Consider the following 19,841-nt stretch of genomic DNA (forward strand, 5'->3'; position numbering starts at 1 on the left):
CAGCAGTTCGTGCGCTGGGTATGACAGGCTCGTTTCCAGGACGAGGGACGTATATGCCCCGCATCGAGATCCCGGCGGGAACCCGCATACGTTCGGTCGATCTCGCACACGACAGTTCCGCGAAGGTGCTGCTGGTCCGTAGCACCTTCGGGCGACTGTACGTGAAGGGACCGATCGGCCCCGAAGGGGACGGCATGCTCCTCAGGGAATGGATCGGGACCCGGCTGGCGGATCATTTCGGCCTTCCCACGTTCCAGTACGGGCTCATGGCTCGGCCCCTCGGCGATCCTGCCGACGAGCTGAGCCTCTCGGACGGCACCCACCTCCGTCACGACGTCGTGTTCGCGGCGGTCCTGGAACAGGGAGCCACCTGGGAGGGCGGTCAGGAGCAGCTCGGCCAAGTGGGCAACCGCTCGGCGTTCAGCCGTCTGGTCGTCTTCGACACCTGGATCAGGAACCTCGACAGATACGTTCCACTACCGGGAGGTAGAATCCATCAGAACAAGGGGAATGTCTTCATTTCCTCGGAAAGTCGCCGGGGAAGGCATCCCCAGATCCTCGCCATGGACCATACTCACGTCCTTGGTGGTGACGCCGTCCTGGAACAGGGGCGGGCTTCTCCTTACGTACAAGATAATGGGATCTACGGCCATTTTCCGGAGTTCGCGGGCTTTGTTTCTGGCAGTGACATAGAGTCTGCTCTTGAGGCACTGGCTATAGTCGACTTTGCCGACATCCAGGGTGTCGTGGGTTCAGTCCCAGGAGAGTGGGGTATGAGCGTCGATCGGGTGCAGCGGCTCTCGGAATTTCTCGTGGCCAGGGCTCGCTACGTTGCCGGGAGGGGCTCTCGGCCGTTCTTGGATGCGCTAGGCATCCTTCTGGGATAGGTTGGTGCCATGACCAAGGCGTTCTACTCGCTGATCCAGTTCTGCCCCGACATCGGACGTCAGGAGACGTTCAACGTCGGACTCGTGCTGTTCCGGCCGGAACCGCACCTCTTCGTCGTGCGGCTGGCACGGAACAGCGGGGTGAATGCACGCTTCGACGTCGGCATGGCCCCCGGTCTCTTCGAGGCGACCAAGCAGGCCTTCCGCAACCGGCTGGAGCATGAGGCTCGGCAGTTCCGCACGCCTGGTGACCTGGCCGCCTTCAAGGCTTCCGGCACGAACCAGCTGAGGCTGACAGCTCCACGCGAGGTGTCGCTTCACGACCCGGTCGCGGACTCGCAGGCCTTGTTCGACGAGCTGGTGGGTGCAGACAGGCGGCCGGTCGGCAGGCGGGCCGCGCGCGGCCCCCGCGTCGGGACGCGGCTACGTGAGGCCCTGAGGGACCGGGCAGTCCTTCCTCTCGTCGAGGAGAAGGTGCAGGTCGTCGTGCCTGCTCTCCGGACGACGATGCAGGTGGCCTTCGCCTACCAGAACGGACGATACAACCTCGTCGAGCCGGTCGACTTCTCGACGAGGGACGATGTCATGCGGCAGGAGCGGACGGCCTGGTACGCGCTCGGGGGCAGATCTCTCTTCGAGGAGCCGGACCCGCAGCATGGCGATCGGCGCCTGGTCGTCGTCGCTCGCCTGCCGGACGAACCCGTCGCCTCGAGGATGGTGTCGGAGATGCTGCAGGACAATCAGGTGCACTGTTTCCCCCTCTCCGACGAGGGCCTCGACAGGCTCGCGAGCGAGATCCGGACGCACGCGGCGCTGCACCACGTGTGACAGGGACCTGCCGCGTCCCGGACGGGCCGGGACGCGGCAGGGCATCGACCCGGTGCGGACACCGGCCTGGAGCAGGCACGAGAAGCTCCCGGGGCGGTCGTGCGGGAGCCCTCCTTTCCGGTCCGGCGAGTGGGGGTAGAACGCAGTGCGGAGTTCTCTCCTCTTGCCCTGGCCCAGGGTCCCGGGGCGAACGCATGGACCCAGGACCGGGCCTCCCCGTAAGGCCGGTGCCGTGCGGCCAGGACGCCAACTGGCCCTGAGGGTGATCGACCACGCGGTCGGACGGCCTGGACCGTTCTGTCGGAGGCGTCGCGCGCCCAGCCGGTCCCCGATGGGCCAGATCCGGCCGTCAGCCTCTCCCCCTCCAACACTCCATGCAGCAGGCTGTCGAGAAGGGGCGGGAGGCTCGTTCGGAACCCCCGGACCGGACGAGATCATCCCGGTCGTAGCGACCCCTATCGTAGTCTCTGCCGCCCTCTCCTCGCAGCCAGTGACCATCGCCATCGCGATCGGCTGCCTGTCAGGGTCCTGGGTATGTCATCAAGTCATGGACACGGGATGGCGACATAAGATCGAGGTCTGGACACGAGGTGGCGACATGACGGCCTGCACGTGCCGAAGGTGAGTATTCAACGAAAACAAAGACTTGTTGTAAGTTGCCTGGACAAGGTCTGGGAGGGCTCACAGGATGCGCGCTGGCGGAGGAGAGGGCCCGGCTACCCCTGCCTCCGCGCGGCGCGCTCTGCGGGCCGAGGTCCGCCGCCGGAGCGCAGGCCCCGGTGCGCGTCCAGGCTCAGCTCGCGGCAAGGCTCCGCTGCAGCCGCGCGACGGCCCCGGGCAGGCCGCGGATCTTCAGCACCCGGCCGTTCTCGTCGTACTCCTCGGACAGGACCCGCGCGCTCTCGTACACCTCGCCGATGAGGCCTTGCTTCGCGTAGGGCAGCACCAGCACGTCCTCCACCATCTCCGCCTCGAAGAAGGCGATGACCGTGTCCCGCAGGGCGCTGACATCCGCGGGTGAATGGGCGGAGAGAGGGATGGCGTCCGGGTGCTTCGCGAGCAGGGCGGCCCGCCCGGCGGCGTCCACCCGGTCCATCTTATTTAGCACCAGGCGGGACGGCACCGCGTCCGCCCCGATCTCCCGCAGCACGCTCCGGCTCACCTCCAGCTGCGCCTCGTAGGTCGGGTCCGACGCGTCCACGACGTAGAGCAGCAGCGAGGCCTCCAGCGCCTCCGTCAGGGTGGAGCGGAAGGAGGCCACGAGGTCGTGGGGCAGCTGCTTGATGAAGCCGACCGTGTCGGAGACGAGCACGCGCGGCCGTGTCTCCGGCTGCAGGATGCGGACCGTGGTGTCGAGCGTGGCGAAGAGCTTGTCCTCCACCAGCACCTGGCTGCCCGTGAGGGCCCGCATCAGGGAGGACTTGCCCGCGTTCGTGTAGCCGACCAGCGCCACCCGCAGCTGGTCCCGCCGGGCCGCCCGGCGGTTGTCGCTGTCGCGCTGCACCGCCTCCAGCTGCTCCTTCAGCTCCGCCAGCCGGTCGCGGATCTTGCGGCGGTCGAGGTCCAGGTTGCTCTCGCCCGCACCCGGGCCCTGCTGGCGCCCGCCGCCGCCCGTGGACTCCCGCAGCCGCGGTGCCACGTATTTCAGGCGCGCCATCTCCACTTGGAGCTTCGCCTCGCGCGTGTTGGCGTGGCGGTGGAAGATCTCGACGATGATGCCGGTACGGTCCAGCACCTGCGCCCCCGTTGCCCGCTCCAGGTTGCGGATCTGGCTGGGGGAGAGCTCATGGTCAACGATCACGAACTCCGGCTTGCGGGCCGTGCCCGTCTCCGCCTCCGTTCCAGCCTCAGCCGGGGGCGTCGTCTCCCCGGCCCCCTCGAAGCGCTGCCTTGCCTTAGACCTCGGCGGAGGTGCCATGGAGCCCACCACGCCGGTGCCGCCCGTGAGCGCTGCCAGCTCCGCCAGCTTCCCGCTGCCGAGCAGCGCCCCGGCGCCGGTGCCCTCGCGCTTCTGCGACACCGTGCCCACAACCTCGTAGCCCAGCGTCTTCACCAGGCGTCCCAGCTCCTCGAGGCTGGCCTGGTGCGCGACGTCGTCCACCTCCGGCATCTGGATGCCGACGAGGACGGCGAGCGGAACAGGGGGCTTGGTTTCCATGGTGGGGGAGTAGCATGGACCGAGCCGGAACCTGCAGCCTCGAGGGGTTGGCTCCGCCCGGCCCAGGAAGCGAGACTGGGGAGCGAGACAGGGAAGCGAGACGGCCCTCATCCCGGCTGCGTGGAGCGCAGCGATGTCCCGTCGGCGGCGGCGCGAACCGCGCGCGACAGAGGCGTGCTCCCCCGCGCCGGCCCGACCGGGGGGGCGAGGGTCAGTCCCGCGCCGCCTCCGCCGAGACGGCCACGGACAGCCGGAAGTTGCGCAACCGGCCCGCATCCCCCTCGGGCGCATCGGCCGGCAGCACCGCGACGGGAGAGAGCTCGCCCATCTGGGACAGCATCTCGGGCAGGCAGACGGCGGTGACCAAGCCTCTCACGGTTCGGGCTTCCTCATCCGCGTCCTGCGCTCCCGCACCGAACGACACGGTCGTGGCTCCCGCCGGGCCGGGCGCCCCCTCGTCACCGGCGGCGGTGCCGAAGCGCCGGGCGGCGAGCCCGTCCCGCTTCTTCTCCACGAGCCATCCGTGGATACCCGGGACAACAGGACCGTCCGCGGAACCGTGCACCGGGCGGGCCTCGATCCAGAACAGCGGCGGCAGGGCGTCCAGCACGGCGGGTGAGCGCGACACCTCGGAGGCGGCCAGCTGACCTGCCAGGCTGGCGACATCGTCGCTGACGGCCAGGGCGGGCGCGCCCTCGGCGCGCAGGCGCTGCGCCGCGCGCCGGACTTCCACCGGCGCCTCGCCGCCGAGTATCGAGGCCAGCAGGCTGCCCTCGGGGAATGTCATCCGCGATCTTCGTTCCATCCTGCGCTGCCCGTGCCTCCTCATGCGCTGCCGTCGGTCTCGCGCCGGAATGTACGGGCATCCCGGCCCTGGATCGACAGCGGCCAGGCCGCGGCGGCGGTGGCCGAGAGGGCTCGTCGGGCGCTTCGGAAGGCGAGCCCGCCCCCGTCCAGGCCCACCCGCCGGCACCGCACGAGAGGGCTTCTCCTCTCCTCGGCCATCAGAGGAGGGCCAGGTGCCGGCGCCCTCTCGCTCCCCAATCGCGTTCACGTGATCGCGCTTCGGCCGGTGCGGGCGCGCGGCTCGGGGTGCTGTCGCGTTCTGGCCGGAGCAACCGCCGCCCATTGCGGCCGCGCCGCCGCCCGGGAGAAACACGATGCGCGCCAGCCCCTTCCTCGCCGCCCTGCCCGCCCTCTGCCTCGCCCTGCCGCCGGGGGCCGGGGCGCAGTCCAACCAGCCGCCCGTGCCGAACCAGGCCCCAGCCGCGGAGGCGCCGCCCAACCGGCCCACCGCCGCCAACCCGACCCCCATGACGCCGACCCCGAGGGCGCCGGACATGCGGACCTATGTCGGGATGCTGCAGAAGGCGGCGGAGGACCTGCGGCGGGAGATTCCGCGCGCGGAGTCCAGCGCCCGGACGACGCAGGGCGGCGCCGTCTCCCCCGCGCTGATCGGGCTGATGCAGGCCATGCAGGAGGCCCGGAGCGCCGCCGAGCGCGCGCCGGAGAGCTTCACCGGCAACGACGTCTTCAAGGACGGCGTGCGGGAGATGCGGGCGCGCTACACCGACATCACCTCGCGCCAGGAGGACCAGCCCCGCGCGCTGGAGGCGGCGCGGGCCACGCTCGGTGCGCTGGAGCGGATCCAGCAGGCCGCCTCGGCCTCCTGAGGCGCTAGAGCCCGAGCCGCCCGGCCAGGGCGCCGAAGTCCGGCGCCACGGCGTCCCATTCCTCCGCCGGGGCCAGGTCGGTCGCCTGCCCCGGCCCGTGCTCCAGCGGGCGGGGCACGAAGGCGGTGCGCAGCCCGCAGCGCCGCGCCGCCGCCAGGTCACCGTTATGGGCCGCGACGAGGCAGACCTCCTCCGGCCGCATGGCCAGCACCTCCGCGGTGCGGAGATAGGCCTCGGGCGCCGGCTTGTAGGCCCGCGCCACCTCCGCGCCGAGGATGCAATCCCAGGGCAGGCCGGCGCGCTTGGCCATGTCCGTCATGAGAATGATGTTGCCGTTGGAGAGCGGCGCGACGATGTACCGCGCCCGCAGCCGCGTCAGGCCCGCCACGGCGTCCGGCCAGGGATCGAGCCGGTGCCAGGCGAGGTTCAGCTCGTCCAGCTCCGCCGCCGGCACGCGGGCGGGGTCGATGCCGAAATCCGGCAGCACCGCCTCCAGGTTCTCCCGGTGCAGCACGTCCAGCCGGGTGAAGGGGCGGGTTCCGCTGCGCACCGCCTCCATGGCGGGCTGGTAGCGGCGGCGCCAGGCATCGGCGAAGGCGGCGGGATCAGTGTCGGCCGCATGGCGCGCCAGGAAGGGCGCCGCCTCCCGCGCCACGCCGCTGCGCCAGTCCACCACCGTGCCGAACACGTCGAACACCAGGGCGCGCACGCCGTCCAGGGCCATCGGCTTCCTCCCGCTTCTCCCGGCTAGCCTGCCACGGCCGGCGGCTCAGCCCCAGGGGCCGCGCGGGCGGCGTGGGGCGCCGCCCCAGGGACCGGGTGCCTGGCCGCCCGTAGGACCACGGGCGGGGCCGCCCTGGAAGCCGCCCGTGAGGCCGCCCGTGAAACCGCCCGCGAAACCGCCCGTGAAATTGCCGGAGGGACCGCCGGCCGGGCCGCTCATGAAGCCGCCCATCGGCGGCGGCCCGCCCGCCAGTTCCATCAGCGCGCGCACCCGGTTCTCCGTGCTGGGATGGGTGGAGAAGAGGTTGTCCATCCCCGTGCCGGAGAGCGGGTTGACGATGAAGAGGTGCGCCGTGCCGGGATTCGCCTCCGCCGCGCCGTTGGGGATGGCGTGGCGCCCCGCCTCCAGCCGCTGCAGCGCCCGGGCCAGGCCGAGCGGGGATCCGGCGATGGCCGCGCCCATCCGGTCCGCCTCGTACTCGCGGGACCGGCTGACGGCCATCTGCACCACCATGGCGACGAGCGGCGCGACGATGATTGCCAGCAGCACGCCGACCCCGCCCAGCGGCCCGTTCCGGTTCCGGTGGCCGAACATCCCGCCGAACTGCGCCAGCACGCCGATGGCGCCCGCCAGGCTGGCGGCCACCGTCATGATCAGCGTGTCCCGGTTGCGGATATGCGCCAGCTCGTGCGCAACCACTCCCGCCACCTCCTCCTCCGGCATCATCGCCAGCAGGCCGGTGGTGACGGCCACGGCGGAATGCGCGGGGGAGCGGCCGGTGGCGAAGGCGTTGGGCTGGTCCTCGTGGATCACGTAGAGGGCGGGAACGGGCACCTCGGCCCGGGCGGCGAGGGCCGCGACCATGGCGTGCAGCCGCGGCTCCTCGGCGGGGCCGACGGGCTGCGCGTTGTGCATCCGCAGCACCATCGAATCCGAGTTCCACCAGGCGAAGAGGTTCGTGCCCACCCCGAAGAGGAAGGCGACCACCATTCCCTGCCGCCCGCCCAGAAGGAAGCCGACGCCGGCGAAAAGGGCGACCATTCCCGCCATCAGCACGGCGGTGCGCGCGTAACCCGTCACGGGACCCGTTCCTCCTCTGCCCGACCGTTCCTACATGAGGCGCATGGCCGAGACCGACACCACCAAGACCCCGCCCACCCCTCCGGTTGCGCCGCCCAGGCCGGAAACGCCGCCCATGCCCGCCGAGATCGGCGGGCCGAAGGGGCCGGAGCCGACCCGCTACGGCGACTGGGAGCGCAAGGGCCGCGTGAGCGACTTCTAGGGCGCGGGCCGGCCGTTCCCGCCGGGAAGGGCAGAGGATAGGTTCGGCGCATGATGTCTCGCGCGCTCGCCCTCCTCGCCTTGCAAGGGCTTCTGGCCGTGGGCGCGGCGGCCGCGCCCTGCGGGCCCTTGCCGGCCGGCGCCGCCGCGATCAGCCCCGCCCCGCGCGGCGATGAGCGCGGCCAGCGCCTCACAGAACGCCGGATGGCCGGGCTGGCGGCTGACCCTGCCGAGACCCTGCTGGTCGGCGATTCCATTTTTGACGGCTGGCGCTCGGCCGCCGCCGATCTCGGCCGGCCCGTGACGAATTTCGGGGTGGGCGGCGACCGGACGGAGAACGTGCTGGACCGGATCGACCGCGCGGCCTTCCCGCCGGGCGCCTTCCGGCGCGCGGTGCTACTCATCGGCACGAACAACCTGGCCCGCGACGAGGCCTGCGCGGTCCTCGGGGGCATCTCCGCCATCGTCGCGCGGCTGCAGCAGCGCCTGCCCGGCGCGGAGATCGTGGTCGTCTCCATCCTGCCGCGCGGCCCCGGGCTGCGGGCACGCCGGGAGAAGATCGAGGCGGTGAACCGCGCCCTGGCCGAGGGCCAGGCAGCGATGAAGATCCGCTTCGTGAACGCCTTCACCCCCTTCGACGAGGCCTGCGCCGGGCAGGAAGGGTGCCCGCTGCTGCCGGACCGGCTGCACCCCGGGCCGGAGGGCTACCGGCTGCTCGGGCGCAGCATCGCGGCGGCGCTGGACGGGCGGTGAGGGGGCCTCAGAGCCCCAGAAGGTCGAGGGTCCGCTCGACCACCGCGCGCTCGTCGTAGAGTTCCAGGGCCCGGGCCCGCCCCGCCTCGCCCATCCGCGCGCGCAGGGCGGCATCCTCCGCCAGGCGGTTCAGCGCGGCCGCCAGCGGCTCCACCGTGGCGGGCGGGACGAGAAGGCCCGTCTCCCCCTCCACCACCTGCTCGCGGGGGCCGCTGATGTCGGTGGCGACGACGGGCAGGCCCGTCAGCATCGCCTCGATCACCGACATGGGCAGCCCCTCGAAATGGCTGGGCAGGCAGAAGATGTCGGAGGCGGCGAGGACCCGCTCCGTGTCGTGGCGGTAGCCGAGGCGGCGCAGGCGCGGGCCCAGCGCCGCGGCGGCGCGGGCGAAGTCCGGGTCCAGCCCGGCGCCGTGATCGCTGACCAGCCGTTCCCCCACCACCCAGAGCGTGGCACCTGGGACAGCCTCCATCGCCCGCAGCAGCTCCGGGTAGCCCTTGTGGCGCACCAGGCGGGAGAGGGCGGTGATGACCACCGCCCCCGGCGCCTCGCCCATCTCCGCGCGCAGGGCGGCGCGGGCCTCCGGATCGGGTCGGAAGCGGGCGGGGTCGCGGCCGTTCCGGACGGCGACGGGGGCGGGGTGGATGCGCAGCCGGCGCGCGTCGCCCGCCTCCTCCTCGCTGACGGTCAGGAAGGTGTCGGTCAGCCGTCCGCCGAGCCATTCCACGAGGAGGGAGAGGGCGCGGCGCCAGGGGCGGCCGGGCTGGTTGAAGAGGAATCCGTGGACCGTGTAGGCGGTGCGCGGCACCCCCTCCATGCGCGCCGCCACGCGCGCCAGCAGGCCGGAGATGGGGAAGTGGCCATGGACCAGATCCGGCCGCGTGTCCCGGATCGCCCGGCGCAGGGCGCGGAAGGCCCGCAGGTTGGCGGCGGGGGAGAAGCTGCGCGCCATGGGCACGGGGATCACGGTGAAGCCCTCAGCCCGCGCCAGCTCCAGCAGGGGCCCCTCGGCGCAGGCGGCCAGCACCTCGTGCCCGCGCGCGCGGGCGCCGCGCATCAGCGGCACGATGAAGTGCCACAGGGCGAAATCGACGTTGGCGACGAAGAGGACCCGCATGGGGCGGGGACTTCGCGCATTTCAGGCGGCCTGTGCAGCCCGGCGGGCGGAGGACCGGCATGAAAAAGGGGCCGCCGGACGGTCCGGCAGCCCCTTCCGCGCGCGCTCCGCGGGGGCGGAGCGGCGGCTCAGCCGTGCTGGCCGCCGCCGCCCGTGGCGCCGCTCGCCTCGAGCAGGCCCTGCCCGGAATTGCCGGCCAGAGAGGTGCGGCTGCCGGTGGCGACCCAGCGGCCCGAGGCGGTGGCGCCCTCGGGGACGCGGTCCTGGTCGGCGAGGGCCGGGGCGGCGAGGGAGCCGATCAGGGCGGTGGCGAGGGCGAGGGTGCGAAGGCTGGACATCGGATCATCCTTTCGATGGATGACGGCGGCTGCTTGTCGTCGTCTGGTGGCAGGGATATGCGCCGCCAGGACGTCCTGCACCACTCGATGCGGCGGATGCCTGGTATCCATCAAACGGATGCCTTGGGAGGGCTCCGACCTGATCGCCCCTCCTGCCGAAGTCCGGCCGCGGCGCCGTCAGCCCCGGCGGAAGCGGGCGATGAAGAAGCCGTCCATGCCGCCCCGGTCCGCCCAGAGGTCCGGCCGGGTCCGCAGCGCCCCCTCGGCCGTCACGGCCTCCTCCAGCCCCGGAACCTCCTCCGGCCGGATCGGCTCGGGCGTCAGCCCGAGGGCGGCGGCGCGGGCGAGGTGTGCCTCCCCTTCCTCCGGCTGGAGCGAGCAGGTGGCGACCACCAGCCGCCCGCCGGGGGCGAGCAGGCCGGAGGCGGCCTCGATCAGCGCCGCCTGGGTCGCGGCCAGTTTCGGCACGTCCTTCGGGCGGCGGAGGTGCTGCACCTCGGGATGGCGGCGGATGGTGCCGGTGGCGGTGCAGGGGGCGTCCAGCAGCACGGAGTCGAAGCCGCCGCGGTGCTCGGCGGCCCAGGGGATGGCGTCCGCCACCACCAGCTCCGCCTCCATCTTGAGGCGCGACAGGTTCTCCCGCAGGCGCTCGGCGCGGTGGGCGTCCTTCTCCACTGCCGTCACCCGCGCGCCGGCGGCGGCGAGCTGGGCGGTCTTCCCGCCGGGCGCGGCGCAGAGATCGGCCACGCGCCCCTCGGGGGAGGGGGCCAGCAGCCGGGCGGGCAGGCTGGCGGCGGCGTCCTGTGCCCAGAAGCCGCCCTCGGCGAAGCCGGGGATCTCCGTGATGCGCGTGCCCGGCGCCATGCGGGCCGTGCCGTTGGGCAGGATCTCCGCCCCTTCCGGCGCGGCGAAGCCGGGGGCGAGAGAGAGGTCCAGCGGGGCGGGGCGGGTGTGCGCCTCCGCCACCGCGCGCACCTTCGGGCCGTAAGCGGCGTGCCAGGCAGACCAGAGCCAGGCGGGGGTGTCCAGGCGCGCGGCGTCCAGCCCTTCCAGCGCGGCCGGCCCTTCCGTGGCCACCTTGCGCAGCACGGCGTTCACCAGCCCGGCGAAGGGGCGCGGCGCCAGGGCCACCGCCTCCGCCACCGCCGCGTGGGCGGGGGTGCCGAGGAGGAGCAGGTCGGCCGCGCCGATGCGCAGCGCCTGCATGGCGGGGGGCGAGGGCTCCCGGCGGAGATAGGGTTCCAGCACCGCGTCCAGGCTGCCCAGGCGGCGCAGCACGGCGGCGGCGATGCGGTGGGCGGCGGCGCGGTCCCGCGGCTGGAGGCGGCCGGGCAGGGAATCCAGCGCCTCGTCGAGGCCGCGGCGGCGCTCCAGCACGGCGGTGACGAGGGAGAAGGCGGCGGAGCGGGTGGGGTTGGACGGCATGCTGGGCGCGGCTTGGCGCATTTCGCGCGGGATGTGCAGCCCTTTCGCTGCAGACCGGGCAAGCTTTTGTGCGCCCCCGGCCGGTTGCCCCCGATCTATGGCCCCGGTGCCGGGCGCCGATGCCGGTTTCCCGGACGGTCTGGGCGCGCCGCCACGCAGCCCTGATCCCGCAGTTCCGGTCAGCCCTCCGCCGCCTGCCGTGCCCGGGCCTGGGCCCGGAAGAGCAGGGAAAGTCCGGCGAGGGTGAGAAGACCGCCGCCGAGATCCGCCCAGCCCAGCACCTCGTTCAGCACCGCCCAGCCGATCACGGCGGCCACGGGCGGGGCGAGGAGCTGCAGCGCGGCGGCGGTGGAGGGCGTGAAGCGCCGGAGCATGACGAAGAGCAGGGCGTAGCCGCCCACCCCGACCACCGTGACGCTGAAGGCGAGGGCCAGCCAGGCCTGGGTGCTAGCGGAGGTGGGCATCGGGCCGCCGAAGAGCGCGGCGAGGGGGAGGAGCAGGGCGACGCTGACAAGGCTCTGCCCCGTGCTGGCGGACCAGAGGTCCACGCGACCGCGCGCCGGGGCGAAGACGAGCAGCCCCGCCGCCTGCACGACGGCGCCGAGAAGCGCGAGGAAGACCCCCAGCGCCTCCGAGGCGCCGTGGCCGCCGGCACCGTCCTGCAACTGCCCGGCCAGGCGCACGCCGCCGAGCAGCGCCACCCCGGCCCAGCCCAGTGCTAGCCCGATCCAGGCGAGGCCTGACGGGCGCTTGCCCAGGAAGGCGGCTTCCCCCAGCGCCACCACCAGGGGCGTGGCGGCGCTGATGAGGGCGACGAGCCCGGACGGGATCAGCGCCGTGGCCCACCAGGAGAGGGCGAGGTAGCCGCCCGTGCCGAGCAATCCCAGCAGCGCCACGCGCCCCCGGTCCTCGGGCGCCGGCATGCGGGAGCGGGTGGCGAGGGCGATGGCGAGCAGCAGCGGGGCGGTGAGGAGGAAGCGGATGGCCAGCGCCCAGAAGGGCGGCCATTCCAGCACCACGAAGCGCGCCGCGTTGAAGGCCGCGCCCCAGATGACGACGAAGGCGGCCGCCAGCAGGAGGTCGGCGGGCTTCATCCCCGCGTGTCCCGCTGGGCGTCCAGCCGGGCCGACAGCGCGGCCTGCGCCCGCTCCATCCGCGCCACCATGATCCCCAGTCGGCCGAGGGCGAGCAGGCTGAGGGCGGAGACGGCCCCCGCCCCGGCGTAAAGGATCCGCGCGCGGGACCATTCCGGCCCCAGCAGCGGCGTGCCCTGCAGCGCCAGCAGGCCGCAGCCGATCAGGGCCAGGATGCCGACGCCCTGAAGAATGCGGAACAGCACCGCGTCAGGCCAGGCCGGGGCCGTGGCCGTAGGATTGCTCGGGCGTCGCGTGCGCCTCCGCCACGCCGCCATTCGGCTCCAGCGGGACGCGGGCGCGGCGGGCGAGCGCGGCCTCCAGCGTGTTCTCCAGCAGGCAGGCGATGGTCATGGGACCGACACCGCCGGGGACGGGGGTGATCCAGCCGGCGTGCCCGATCGCGGCCTCGAAATCCACGTCGCCGGTCAGCTTGCCGTCGGTGCGGCGGTTGATGCCCACGTCGATCACCACGGCGCCGGGGGCGATCCAGTCCCCCTGCACCATGTTCGCGCGGCCCACCGCGGCCACCAGCACCTCCGCCCGGCGGCACTCCGCCGCGATGTCGCGGGAGCGGGAGTGCAGCATCGTGACGGTGGCGTCGGCCGCCAGCAGGAGCGCCGCCATCGGCCGCCCGACGATGGCGCTGCGCCCCAGCACCACGGCGCGGGCGCCGGAGAGCGTCACCCCGGCCTCCGCCAGCAGGTGCATCACGCCCTTCGGCGTGCAGGGCACGAGCCCGGGCAGGCCGGCGGCGAGCCGGCCGGCATTGACGGGGTGGAAGCCGTCCACGTCCTTCGCGGGGTCCACCGCCTCCAGCACCTTCTGGGCGTCGATGTGGCGGGGCAGCGGGAGCTGGACGAGGATGCCGTCCACCGCCGGGTCGGCGTTCAGCCCGGCGATGGTCCGCAGCAGCTCCGCCTCGGCCACGTCCTCCGGCAGGAGGATGGTCTCGCTGTCGTAGCCCGCCTCCTTCGCCGCGCGGTCCTTGGAGCGGACGTAGACGACGCTGGCGGGGTCGTCCCCCACCCGCACCACGCGCAGGCCCGGGCGGAAGGGCAGGGCCCCGATCCGGTCGGCCAGTCCGGCGCGGATACGGGCGCCGACGGCCTTCCCGTCCAGGATCTTCGCGGCCACCTCAGGCCGCCAGGCGCCAGAGGGCGGGGAAGACGGTGACGTTGAGGAAGATCCGCAGCGCCTGGAGCAGCAGGATCAGCACCAGCGGCGAGAGGTCCACCCCGCCGAGATCGGGAAGGATGCGCCGGATCGGGCGCAGCGCGGGCTCCGTGACGCGCCAGAGGAAGTCCCCGATCGTCCAGACCAGGCGGTTCCGCGTGTCCAGCACGTTGAAGGCGGTGAGCAGGCTGAACACCGCCGCGATGATGAGAACCCACACGTAGAGGCCGATCACCTGATCGATCAGCCAGAACAGAGCCGTCATCCCGCACTCCTCTTCCGCCCGCGCCCGTGATCCGCCATCGCTGGGATCCGCCATCGCCGGGCCGTGAGGGCCCCGTGTATGGCCCGCATCCCCGCCCGTCCAGCGGGACGCTTGACGAGCGGGCTGCGGCGGGGAATAAGCCGCCCCACGCCCGCCGGTCCCCAAGCCTGCGGCCGCGGTGGTTAAGGGGCTGTAGCTCAGTTGGGAGAGCGCGTCGTTCGCAATGACGAGGCCAGGGGTTCGATTCCCCTCAGCTCCACCATCATCTTCACTAGTTGGGTTCCTTTTCAAACACTTGCTGACAGTGTGAGAACTAAACTGGCTAACGGGCGGCAACCCGTTAGCCAGTTACTCTCGCATGGGCTCTCCCGTCCGGGCGAGTCCAAGGCGTTCAGCGCCGGCCCAGGCAAGACTCTCCTGCTCCACGCTTTGAGAATACCGCTGGACCTCTCCTAGGCTCGCGTGCCCGGTCCAGGCGGCAATTTGGTGGGTAGAACACCCCGCCTGGGCGAGACGGCGCGCGGCCGCCTTTCGCAATCCATGCGGGCTGCACCCCTTTGGCAGGCCAGCCTCGCGGGCAGCCTCCACAAACCAATTCGAGAAGCCCTCGGGTGTCATCGGGCGCCCGGTAGCCCCCTGGATGAACGTCGTGCCCGGCGGGGCGAGGGCCAGGGCATCCGCCAGAAGCGGCAGAACGGGCAGGGTCAAGTTCTTTCCCGTCTTGCCCTGGATCAAGTCCAGCACGGTTGCGGGCTTCCCATTGCGCTCTCCGGTCCGCAGGTTCCCCGGCCCCATCTTCACCACGTCCCCGCGCCGCTGGCCGGTGTAGAGGAGGAGGGCGAGGGCAAGGCGCGCGCGGCTTCCGGCGGGATGGAACCCTTCGAAGGCGTGGATCTCCGATTCCGTCCAGGCGTGGTGCCCGTCCGTGCGATGCCTCACCTTCTCCACGCCGTCCACGGGATTGTCGCTACGCCAGTCGAGCGCGACGGCGTAGCGCATTAGCTGGCGCAGGACGTTCCGCAGCGCGTTGGCGGCGGTGGGCGTGTCGGCGCGCTTGTCCAGCATCATGCGGATGTGACGAGGCTGAAGGTTAGCAATTGTCTTCGTACCATGCTCCGTCCGCAGTCGATCCATGATGCCGCGATAGCTGCGCTGAGACTCCGGCCGCAGGCGCGTGAAGCGTGACGAGGCCACGAAGGCCGTTACCAGGGCGTCCATTGTCCGCGCCTTCGGGGCTTCGGGCGGCGTGGGATGGCCTGTCAGCGCGTGAGCGTAGGCGGCGCAGAATTCGGGCGATCCTTCCTCGCCAGGAAGCGGGATGCGCGGGCAGCCTGGACGACGGAAGTAACGGCGTGTCCGGCCCTGCCGGTCGTCATAGGTGTGGACGTACTTAAAGCCCCTTCGCGGCATGTCAGTCCCATTCGTTCAGCGCGGGGGCGGGAATGTGCCCTTGACGTGGGGGGATGGCGAGGAAGGCGGCGCGCAGTTCTTCCGGATACCAGAGGACCCGGCCGCCCAACTGGCGTGGCTGCGGCATCCGGCCATCCGCCACCAGCGAATCGAAGAACGTAGGGGAGATGCCCAACAGCGCAGCCGCTTGGGTGCGGCTAACGGCGAAGGGGAGGACGCCAGGGGGCAGGGCGTCGAAGGCGCCCACCGCGCCCGCCTGGGGGGCTACGGTGGCAGCCTCCCCAGGCTGGGCGCGGCGGGACATCGGAAATTATTTCCGGCCGGCTCAGAACGTACCGTTGAGACGGACGATCACGGAGGCAGTCCCCGCAGCCGCCGGCTCGGTCGCCACGCCGATGCGCTGATTTCCCGACGCAACGGAAGTCGCCAGCTTCGTGCCAGCCGCGAAGAACACGGCATCGCCCACGGTGAAGGCGTTTGCGGCCACCTTGTCGAGCGTGAACACGCCTTCCACGTCGAGGTCGGCAGGCTGGCCCGCCAGGGCTGCGCCATTGGAAACGCCGAAGATTGCCCCCACCTGGGCGGGAGCGCCGGAGGCCAGATCGTAGGGTGCAGGAAGGGTCAGCGTCCGTCCCGGCTGAACGAAATTGCGCATGGCTTCAGAGTCCTTTCGAGGTTCGGAAGGTGATGGTGTGAGGAGTGACGCGGGAGGCGTTCCGGATGGCCCCCTCCACGGAGGCAATTGCACGGGCTAGTTCAGCATCGCTGCCGAATCTAACCCGATCCCCGCCGGGGTCCGTGACTTCGCGAACCCCGCCCATCCGCAGGTCCAGCAGCTTCGCGCGCCAGCTTATGAGTTGGGCGAGGTCGTCCATGGTCCGGCCGCCTTAGATCGCGTCGCCGGGGTTGCGCTGGGCGCCCCGGAAGTCGGTCACGCCGCAGCCGAAATCCAGCACGACGCGGAAGCTGCGCCCCAGCACGTCCCAGCCGTCGCGGCTGGCAAGCTGCGGCCCCGGCGCGCTGGACAGGTAAGCGTACTCGATGACGGGCGCAGCTTCCGGCGCTGCAAAGAGATACCACGCGCCCTCGGGCAGCCTGGGCTCAACCAGCGCGGTCAGCTTGCCCCCGAACGGGTTCACCTCGCCCACAGCGGCGGCGGTCAGCGCGGCCACTACCTGTTCCGCAAGCGTCTCCTGCTCCGGAGCCACCAGCAGGAAGCGCGGGACCACATTGGACGGGCTCCCATTCGGGTTGCGCTGCCGGCGCAAGGCAGTCCGGGCGTCCGTCAGGGCGGCCACGGACAGTTCCGCGCTGGTCAGCAGGTTTCCATGGTCCGCGTGGAACAGCGCCTTGCCGTCCGACAGCTTGGCACCAGCGCCATTGCCCGCCAGCAGCAGGTTGACGATGGCGGCGGCCTCGGTCTCGGCGGATGCCCGGCCCATCATGCGCTGCCAGTCCGCGAAGGCGCCCAGGTCGTCGTTGATAAGGGCCTTGCGAGATAGGTTGAACATCCCGGCGAACGTCTCAAGCGCGAAGCCCTCCTTCGTCTCGCCGGCAGTCACGGCCTTGATCTCGCCAGACTCCGTCACGCGCTGAAGCGTGCCCGGCCCATCCAGGCGCAGCAGGGCGAGCGCGCGGAAGTCGCGGGCGAGACGCTGACGGGCAAGCGCCGTGCGGACGGGCGAGGCGGCGGCCTCGAAAGAGGCGCGCAGGATGCGCTCGCCTGCACCGTCCAGCAGGCCGGGGAAGTCGCTGACAGTGTCCTGCGCACGGGTCAGCACGGCCTCATCCGACATGGCGCCCAGGCCGCGCACGCCCTCACGGGCCAGCGCGTCACGGGCCATTCCGGCCAGGGTCATCCCGGCATAGGGACGGGCCGCGTCGGACAGCGCGCAGAGGTCGGGCGCGTGCCGATGGGCCAGGGCCTCCACCTGCCGGGCGTGGATCACCTCCGGCGCGTCGTGGCTGGCGCCCACCTGCACGCGGATCGCGGGGCCGGCGGCGCGCGTCATGTGATCGAAGGCGGCGCTACGGAAGGAGTCCTCCGTCGCCTCGCCGTCAATCTGGGCGTCGATGAAGTCGCCCGGCAGGCCAGCAGCACGCCCAAGGGAGCGGATGCGGGCATTTACGGCGGCGCGCGTCTGCACCTCGCCCGGCTGGGCGGCGGTCGTGCCCTGCGTCCCGGCGGGCTGCGCGGGCGCGGCGCGTGTCGCCGTGGTGGTCGTGGTGTCGGGCGCCACGTTCTCCGGGGCGGGGTTGGTATCGGGCATGGTGGACTCCTGGGGGGTGGAACGGATGCGCGCGCCATCATCGGCGGGTGCGATGACCAGCGAGACTTCACGGAGCGACAGGCGGCCGGCAGTGCGGACGCGCTGCCCGCCTTCGGTCGAATCCGCCCAGGTCGTGACGGCGTAGCCTACAGACACGCCGGACAGGTGGCCGTCCCGCACCAGCGCCCAGGCGTGGTCATCCGCGAGGCGGAGTCGCCCAACGATGGTGTGCCGCCCCTGGGCGTCGGTCTCGCGGCGAATCTGATCCACGGAGCCGATCACATGCTGCACGCTCGCCCCGTTGTGGTTGTCCAGCAGCGGCAGACTGCGCGGCAGTTCCAGATTGGACGGACCAAGGCTCAAGCGTTCGATGTACGCGCCCCGATTGACTCCAGCGCCGGTCGCCAAAGTGGCAATGACGGTCCGCTCGGCTTCATTGATGGTTGACGGTCGCAGGGCCAGACCGGAAGGCGCGCGCCGCGTCAGCACGCCTGGATCGGCGGCACGGGTCAGGACGGCACCGGCCTCCATAGACCGCTTGTGCGCGCGCTCGGCTTTGGCCGCAGCCCGGCGCATGGCGCGGGCGGACATGGCCGCGCCTTCGTGCGGCAGGTCGAAACTATTTCCGTTCGGCAGCGCGGCCGGCCCATCCCCGCGCTGTGCGCGGCGGGCTGACTTCGTGTCCGGGACATATCGGGTGTGGGCAACAGCGGGCATCACACGTCGCCCTTCTTCGCGTCGCGGCGGGCCTTCTCGCGCAACATCGCGGCGGCCATCCGGCGCAGCTTGCGCCCGCTTGGCTTGTTGCCACCTCCCTGGCGACGGCCGGGCGGCAGCGCGTCGTTCAGGCAGTCCGGCGGCAGCGCCGTAAGCATGTCGAGTGAGAGGCGGGGGGTGTTCACGTCCGGGGCTCCTGATCGGCGGCGGGCACTTCGTCGGAAATTGTTTCCGGGTCCTGCGCGGCCGGCTGGCCGTTCGGCGGCAGGGGAAAGGGGCCGATGGACAAGGCGCGCTCGCGCGTTCGGTCAGCCGCGATCTCCGCGTCCAGCGCCTCCACGTTCCAGCCCTGCGCCTGGACAGCCTGACGGCGCGACATGATGCCGGCGGCTAGGGCCTCGCGAATCGCGGCGATGTCGGCCTTCGGATCAACCCACGGCTGCGCGGGTGGGATGAACTCGGCCGGCAGTAGGTCGTCCAGGGTCAGCGCGCCCAGGTCGTCCAGATCGCCCGCCAGGAACGACAGCGTGACCCACAGCGTCCAAACGGGACGGAGAAGCTGCGGGACAAGCGTGTGGTAAACCAGCCGCTCAACGTTCTGCCGGAAGGAGACCAGCCCGGCCCGCAGGGACGAGAAGTTCGCTTCCGACAGGTCGCCCGTGATGACGAAGGATGGAACGCCCAGGCCGACAGCGATTGCGCGCACCTGGGCGCGAAGGAACTCCACCGTTTGCGATACCTGGGCGGGCGTGCTGAACCGAATGTCCACGCCGGCTGGAAGCACCTTCAGCGTGCCCGGTTCCAGGCCGGAGGTCAGGACGCCACCCACCTGCGTTCCGTCGAAGGGCAGCCCGGCGTTGCCGTTCACGTCGGTCAGGAAGCCGGCAAACAGGGCGGCGGTCTTCACGCCGACAAGGGACGCGTCCTCAAGTTCATCGAGTTCGCCCAGGCGGATCAGCACGGCGGCGAGGTCGGACAGCCCCCGCACCTGCCCGGCGCCCAGGATTTCGCGCAGATGGATCATCTCGGAAGCCGGGATGCGCCGCGCGGGGCCGTAAGCTTCCCAGGCAGAGGACAGGTCCAGTTCCCGGACGTGGTACGCCACGCGCACGCCCTGGGCGTCGAACTCGATTCCACCCACGATGCGCCCGCCATTCGGCAGATCGCGGTTGTCGGCGTGGTCGATCATTTCGGCCGGGATCAGCCGCAGCAGCAGGCGGCGCGTGTCGGAAACCGCAATCAGGTGAAGGAAGGCTTCGCCGTCCACGATCTTCGCGCGCAGCGCGCCAGCCTGAAGGCCGAACCAATCCGTCACCCCGTCGAGGTCACAATAGGTCGCCCAGCGGTTGAAGCGCGCGGACAGGGCGGCGCGTACATCCGGGCTCGGGTGCTGCGGTGCGACCATAATCCCGGCGCCCACGGCGGCCGTCACCTTCGCCTCTACGGCGGCGCGTACATAGGCGTTGCTGACGGATGCTCCGCGCGCCTTAGCGCGCACCTGCGGCCCGGCCGCCAGCGTTGCCGGCCCCATGCCATGAATCCGCGGCATTGCCCCGTCCCGCTGACCGGAAGCGGCCTCAATAGCTGGGCTGCCCCCGTGGTGCGGGACGTAGTTCCACGGGTCGCCAGCCGCGCGCCGAAGAGGCGCGACGGCGCTGCGGGAAATGATGCGGGCGCGCTTCACGG

The 19,841-nt window shown here is 71.9% G+C and carries 23 protein-coding genes and 1 tRNA gene; 6 read left to right on the top strand and 18 right to left on the bottom strand.

Going from position 1 to position 19,841, the window contains the following annotated elements; translation table 11 throughout:
• Positions 1-53: 53 nt before the first annotated feature.
• Positions 54-887 carry a HipA family kinase gene (locus tag VQH23_RS12820; protein WP_338661122.1) on the top strand — a complete coding sequence of 278 codons (834 nt, stop codon included), beginning with the start codon at positions 54-56 and terminating at the stop codon, positions 885-887.
• A gap of 9 nt (positions 888-896) precedes the next feature.
• Complete coding sequence (locus VQH23_RS12825) at positions 897-1,715, top strand: DUF3037 domain-containing protein (RefSeq protein WP_338661123.1); 819 nt, start codon at positions 897-899, stop codon at positions 1,713-1,715.
• Positions 1,716-2,508: 793 nt separating this feature from the next.
• Here VQH23_RS12825 and hflX read toward each other — a convergent pair.
• A complete protein-coding gene (gene hflX / locus VQH23_RS12830; RefSeq protein ID WP_338661124.1) occupies positions 2,509-3,873 on the bottom strand; it encodes a GTPase HflX in 1,365 nt (454 codons plus the stop codon).
• Between the two features lie 211 nt (positions 3,874-4,084).
• Positions 4,085-4,660: a hypothetical protein gene (locus VQH23_RS12835; RefSeq protein WP_338661125.1), complete on the bottom strand. Its 576-nt coding sequence runs from the start codon at positions 4,658-4,660 to the stop codon at positions 4,085-4,087.
• A 373-nt stretch (positions 4,661-5,033) separates the two neighbouring features.
• On the opposite strand from VQH23_RS12835, the gene VQH23_RS12840 reads away from it, so the two are divergent.
• A complete protein-coding gene (locus VQH23_RS12840) occupies positions 5,034-5,546 on the top strand; it encodes a hypothetical protein (RefSeq protein ID WP_338661126.1) in 513 nt (170 codons plus the stop codon).
• A 4-nt stretch (positions 5,547-5,550) separates the two neighbouring features.
• Here the strand turns inward: VQH23_RS12840 and VQH23_RS12845 are convergent, their stop codons facing one another.
• Positions 5,551-6,270, bottom strand: coding sequence for a haloacid dehalogenase type II (locus tag VQH23_RS12845; protein WP_338661127.1), 720 nt, complete (start codon positions 6,268-6,270; stop codon positions 5,551-5,553).
• Between the two features lie 45 nt (positions 6,271-6,315).
• The gene (locus VQH23_RS12850) at positions 6,316-7,350 is read right to left on the bottom strand and encodes a M48 family metalloprotease (RefSeq protein WP_338661128.1); all 1,035 of its coding nucleotides are present in this window, start codon (positions 7,348-7,350) and stop codon (positions 6,316-6,318) included.
• Positions 7,351-7,393: 43 nt separating this feature from the next.
• On the opposite strand from VQH23_RS12850, the gene VQH23_RS12855 reads away from it, so the two are divergent.
• A complete protein-coding gene (locus VQH23_RS12855) occupies positions 7,394-7,552 on the top strand; it encodes a succinate dehydrogenase assembly factor 4 (protein ID WP_338661129.1) in 159 nt (52 codons plus the stop codon).
• A gap of 50 nt (positions 7,553-7,602) precedes the next feature.
• The gene (locus VQH23_RS12860; protein ID WP_338661130.1) at positions 7,603-8,304 is read left to right on the top strand and encodes a GDSL-type esterase/lipase family protein; all 702 of its coding nucleotides are present in this window, start codon (positions 7,603-7,605) and stop codon (positions 8,302-8,304) included.
• A gap of 7 nt (positions 8,305-8,311) precedes the next feature.
• Here VQH23_RS12860 and VQH23_RS12865 read toward each other — a convergent pair whose 3' ends face one another.
• The 7 genes from VQH23_RS12865 to VQH23_RS12895 form a co-directional block, all read right to left on the bottom strand.
• The gene (locus VQH23_RS12865; protein WP_338661131.1) at positions 8,312-9,421 is read right to left on the bottom strand and encodes a glycosyltransferase family 4 protein; all 1,110 of its coding nucleotides are present in this window, start codon (positions 9,419-9,421) and stop codon (positions 8,312-8,314) included.
• 128 nt (positions 9,422-9,549) lie between these two features.
• Complete coding sequence (locus tag VQH23_RS12870) at positions 9,550-9,759, bottom strand: hypothetical protein (RefSeq protein ID WP_338661132.1); 210 nt, start codon at positions 9,757-9,759, stop codon at positions 9,550-9,552.
• 177 nt (positions 9,760-9,936) lie between these two features.
• Positions 9,937-11,205: an RsmB/NOP family class I SAM-dependent RNA methyltransferase gene (locus tag VQH23_RS12875; protein WP_338661133.1), complete on the bottom strand. Its 1,269-nt coding sequence runs from the start codon at positions 11,203-11,205 to the stop codon at positions 9,937-9,939.
• A gap of 158 nt (positions 11,206-11,363) precedes the next feature.
• Complete coding sequence (locus VQH23_RS12880) at positions 11,364-12,278, bottom strand: DMT family transporter (RefSeq protein WP_338661134.1); 915 nt, start codon at positions 12,276-12,278, stop codon at positions 11,364-11,366.
• A complete protein-coding gene (locus VQH23_RS12885) occupies positions 12,275-12,523 on the bottom strand; it encodes a hypothetical protein (protein ID WP_338661135.1) in 249 nt (82 codons plus the stop codon). The genes VQH23_RS12880 and VQH23_RS12885 overlap by 4 nt, the downstream gene beginning before the upstream one ends.
• A 4-nt stretch (positions 12,524-12,527) precedes the next feature.
• A complete protein-coding gene (gene folD / locus VQH23_RS12890) occupies positions 12,528-13,454 on the bottom strand; it encodes a bifunctional methylenetetrahydrofolate dehydrogenase/methenyltetrahydrofolate cyclohydrolase FolD (RefSeq protein WP_338661136.1) in 927 nt (308 codons plus the stop codon).
• Between the two features lies 1 nt (position 13,455).
• Positions 13,456-13,758 (bottom strand): YggT family protein, encoded by a 303-nt coding sequence (locus VQH23_RS12895; protein ID WP_257715646.1) that lies wholly within the window; start codon positions 13,756-13,758, stop codon positions 13,456-13,458.
• 186 nt (positions 13,759-13,944) lie between these two features.
• Here VQH23_RS12895 and VQH23_RS12900 point away from each other — a divergent pair.
• Positions 13,945-14,020, top strand: a tRNA-Ala gene (locus VQH23_RS12900).
• 86 nt (positions 14,021-14,106) lie between these two features.
• Here the strand turns inward: VQH23_RS12900 and VQH23_RS12905 are convergent.
• The 7 genes from VQH23_RS12905 to VQH23_RS12935 form a co-directional block, all read right to left on the bottom strand.
• Positions 14,107-14,976 carry a tyrosine-type recombinase/integrase gene (locus tag VQH23_RS12905; protein ID WP_338661137.1) on the bottom strand — a complete coding sequence of 290 codons (870 nt, stop codon included), beginning with the start codon at positions 14,974-14,976 and terminating at the stop codon, positions 14,107-14,109.
• 193 nt (positions 14,977-15,169) lie between these two features.
• Entirely contained in the window at positions 15,170-15,472 is a 303-nt protein-coding gene (locus VQH23_RS12910; RefSeq protein ID WP_338661138.1) for a hypothetical protein, read from the bottom strand.
• A gap of 21 nt (positions 15,473-15,493) precedes the next feature.
• Entirely contained in the window at positions 15,494-15,823 is a 330-nt protein-coding gene (locus tag VQH23_RS12915) for a DUF2190 family protein (protein WP_338661139.1), read from the bottom strand.
• Positions 15,824-15,827: 4 nt separating this feature from the next.
• Positions 15,828-16,043, bottom strand: a complete 216-nt coding sequence (locus VQH23_RS12920) for a phage head-tail joining protein (protein ID WP_338661140.1) — start codon at positions 16,041-16,043, stop codon at positions 15,828-15,830.
• Between the two features lie 12 nt (positions 16,044-16,055).
• Positions 16,056-18,155, bottom strand: coding sequence for a prohead protease/major capsid protein fusion protein (locus VQH23_RS12925; protein WP_338661141.1), 2,100 nt, complete (start codon positions 18,153-18,155; stop codon positions 16,056-16,058).
• Entirely contained in the window at positions 18,155-18,340 is a 186-nt protein-coding gene (locus tag VQH23_RS12930) for a hypothetical protein (protein ID WP_338661142.1), read from the bottom strand. Before VQH23_RS12930 ends, VQH23_RS12925 begins: the two co-directional genes overlap by 1 nt.
• Positions 18,337-19,839 carry a phage portal protein gene (locus VQH23_RS12935; protein WP_338661143.1) on the bottom strand — a complete coding sequence of 501 codons (1,503 nt, stop codon included), beginning with the start codon at positions 19,837-19,839 and terminating at the stop codon, positions 18,337-18,339. The genes VQH23_RS12930 and VQH23_RS12935 overlap by 4 nt, the downstream gene beginning before the upstream one ends.
• Between the last annotated feature and the right edge of the window lie 2 nt (positions 19,840-19,841).

Source organism: Pararoseomonas sp. SCSIO 73927 (genome assembly GCF_037040815.1).
Lineage (GTDB): Bacteria > Pseudomonadota > Alphaproteobacteria > Acetobacterales > Acetobacteraceae > Roseomonas.

Coding starts and splice junctions, on each gene's coding strand:
- VQH23_RS12820 (WP_338661122.1), top strand. CDS start 54: ATGCCCCGCATCGAGATCCCGGCGGGAACCCGCATACGTTCGGTCGAT.
- VQH23_RS12825 (WP_338661123.1), top strand. CDS start 897: ATGACCAAGGCGTTCTACTCGCTGATCCAGTTCTGCCCCGACATCGGA.
- hflX (WP_338661124.1), bottom strand. CDS start 3,873: ATGGAAACCAAGCCCCCTGTTCCGCTCGCCGTCCTCGTCGGCATCCAG.
- VQH23_RS12835 (WP_338661125.1), bottom strand. CDS start 4,660: ATGACATTCCCCGAGGGCAGCCTGCTGGCCTCGATACTCGGCGGCGAG.
- VQH23_RS12840 (WP_338661126.1), top strand. CDS start 5,034: ATGCGCGCCAGCCCCTTCCTCGCCGCCCTGCCCGCCCTCTGCCTCGCC.
- VQH23_RS12845 (WP_338661127.1), bottom strand. CDS start 6,270: ATGGCCCTGGACGGCGTGCGCGCCCTGGTGTTCGACGTGTTCGGCACG.
- VQH23_RS12855 (WP_338661129.1), top strand. CDS start 7,394: ATGGCCGAGACCGACACCACCAAGACCCCGCCCACCCCTCCGGTTGCG.
- VQH23_RS12860 (WP_338661130.1), top strand. CDS start 7,603: ATGATGTCTCGCGCGCTCGCCCTCCTCGCCTTGCAAGGGCTTCTGGCC.
- VQH23_RS12865 (WP_338661131.1), bottom strand. CDS start 9,421: ATGCGGGTCCTCTTCGTCGCCAACGTCGATTTCGCCCTGTGGCACTTC.
- VQH23_RS12870 (WP_338661132.1), bottom strand. CDS start 9,759: ATGTCCAGCCTTCGCACCCTCGCCCTCGCCACCGCCCTGATCGGCTCC.
- VQH23_RS12875 (WP_338661133.1), bottom strand. CDS start 11,205: ATGCGCCAAGCCGCGCCCAGCATGCCGTCCAACCCCACCCGCTCCGCC.
- VQH23_RS12880 (WP_338661134.1), bottom strand. CDS start 12,278: ATGAAGCCCGCCGACCTCCTGCTGGCGGCCGCCTTCGTCGTCATCTGG.
- VQH23_RS12895 (WP_257715646.1), bottom strand. CDS start 13,758: ATGACGGCTCTGTTCTGGCTGATCGATCAGGTGATCGGCCTCTACGTG.
- VQH23_RS12905 (WP_338661137.1), bottom strand. CDS start 14,976: ATGGACGCCCTGGTAACGGCCTTCGTGGCCTCGTCACGCTTCACGCGC.
- VQH23_RS12910 (WP_338661138.1), bottom strand. CDS start 15,472: ATGTCCCGCCGCGCCCAGCCTGGGGAGGCTGCCACCGTAGCCCCCCAG.
- VQH23_RS12915 (WP_338661139.1), bottom strand. CDS start 15,823: ATGCGCAATTTCGTTCAGCCGGGACGGACGCTGACCCTTCCTGCACCC.
- VQH23_RS12920 (WP_338661140.1), bottom strand. CDS start 16,043: ATGGACGACCTCGCCCAACTCATAAGCTGGCGCGCGAAGCTGCTGGAC.
- VQH23_RS12925 (WP_338661141.1), bottom strand. CDS start 18,155: ATGCCCGCTGTTGCCCACACCCGATATGTCCCGGACACGAAGTCAGCC.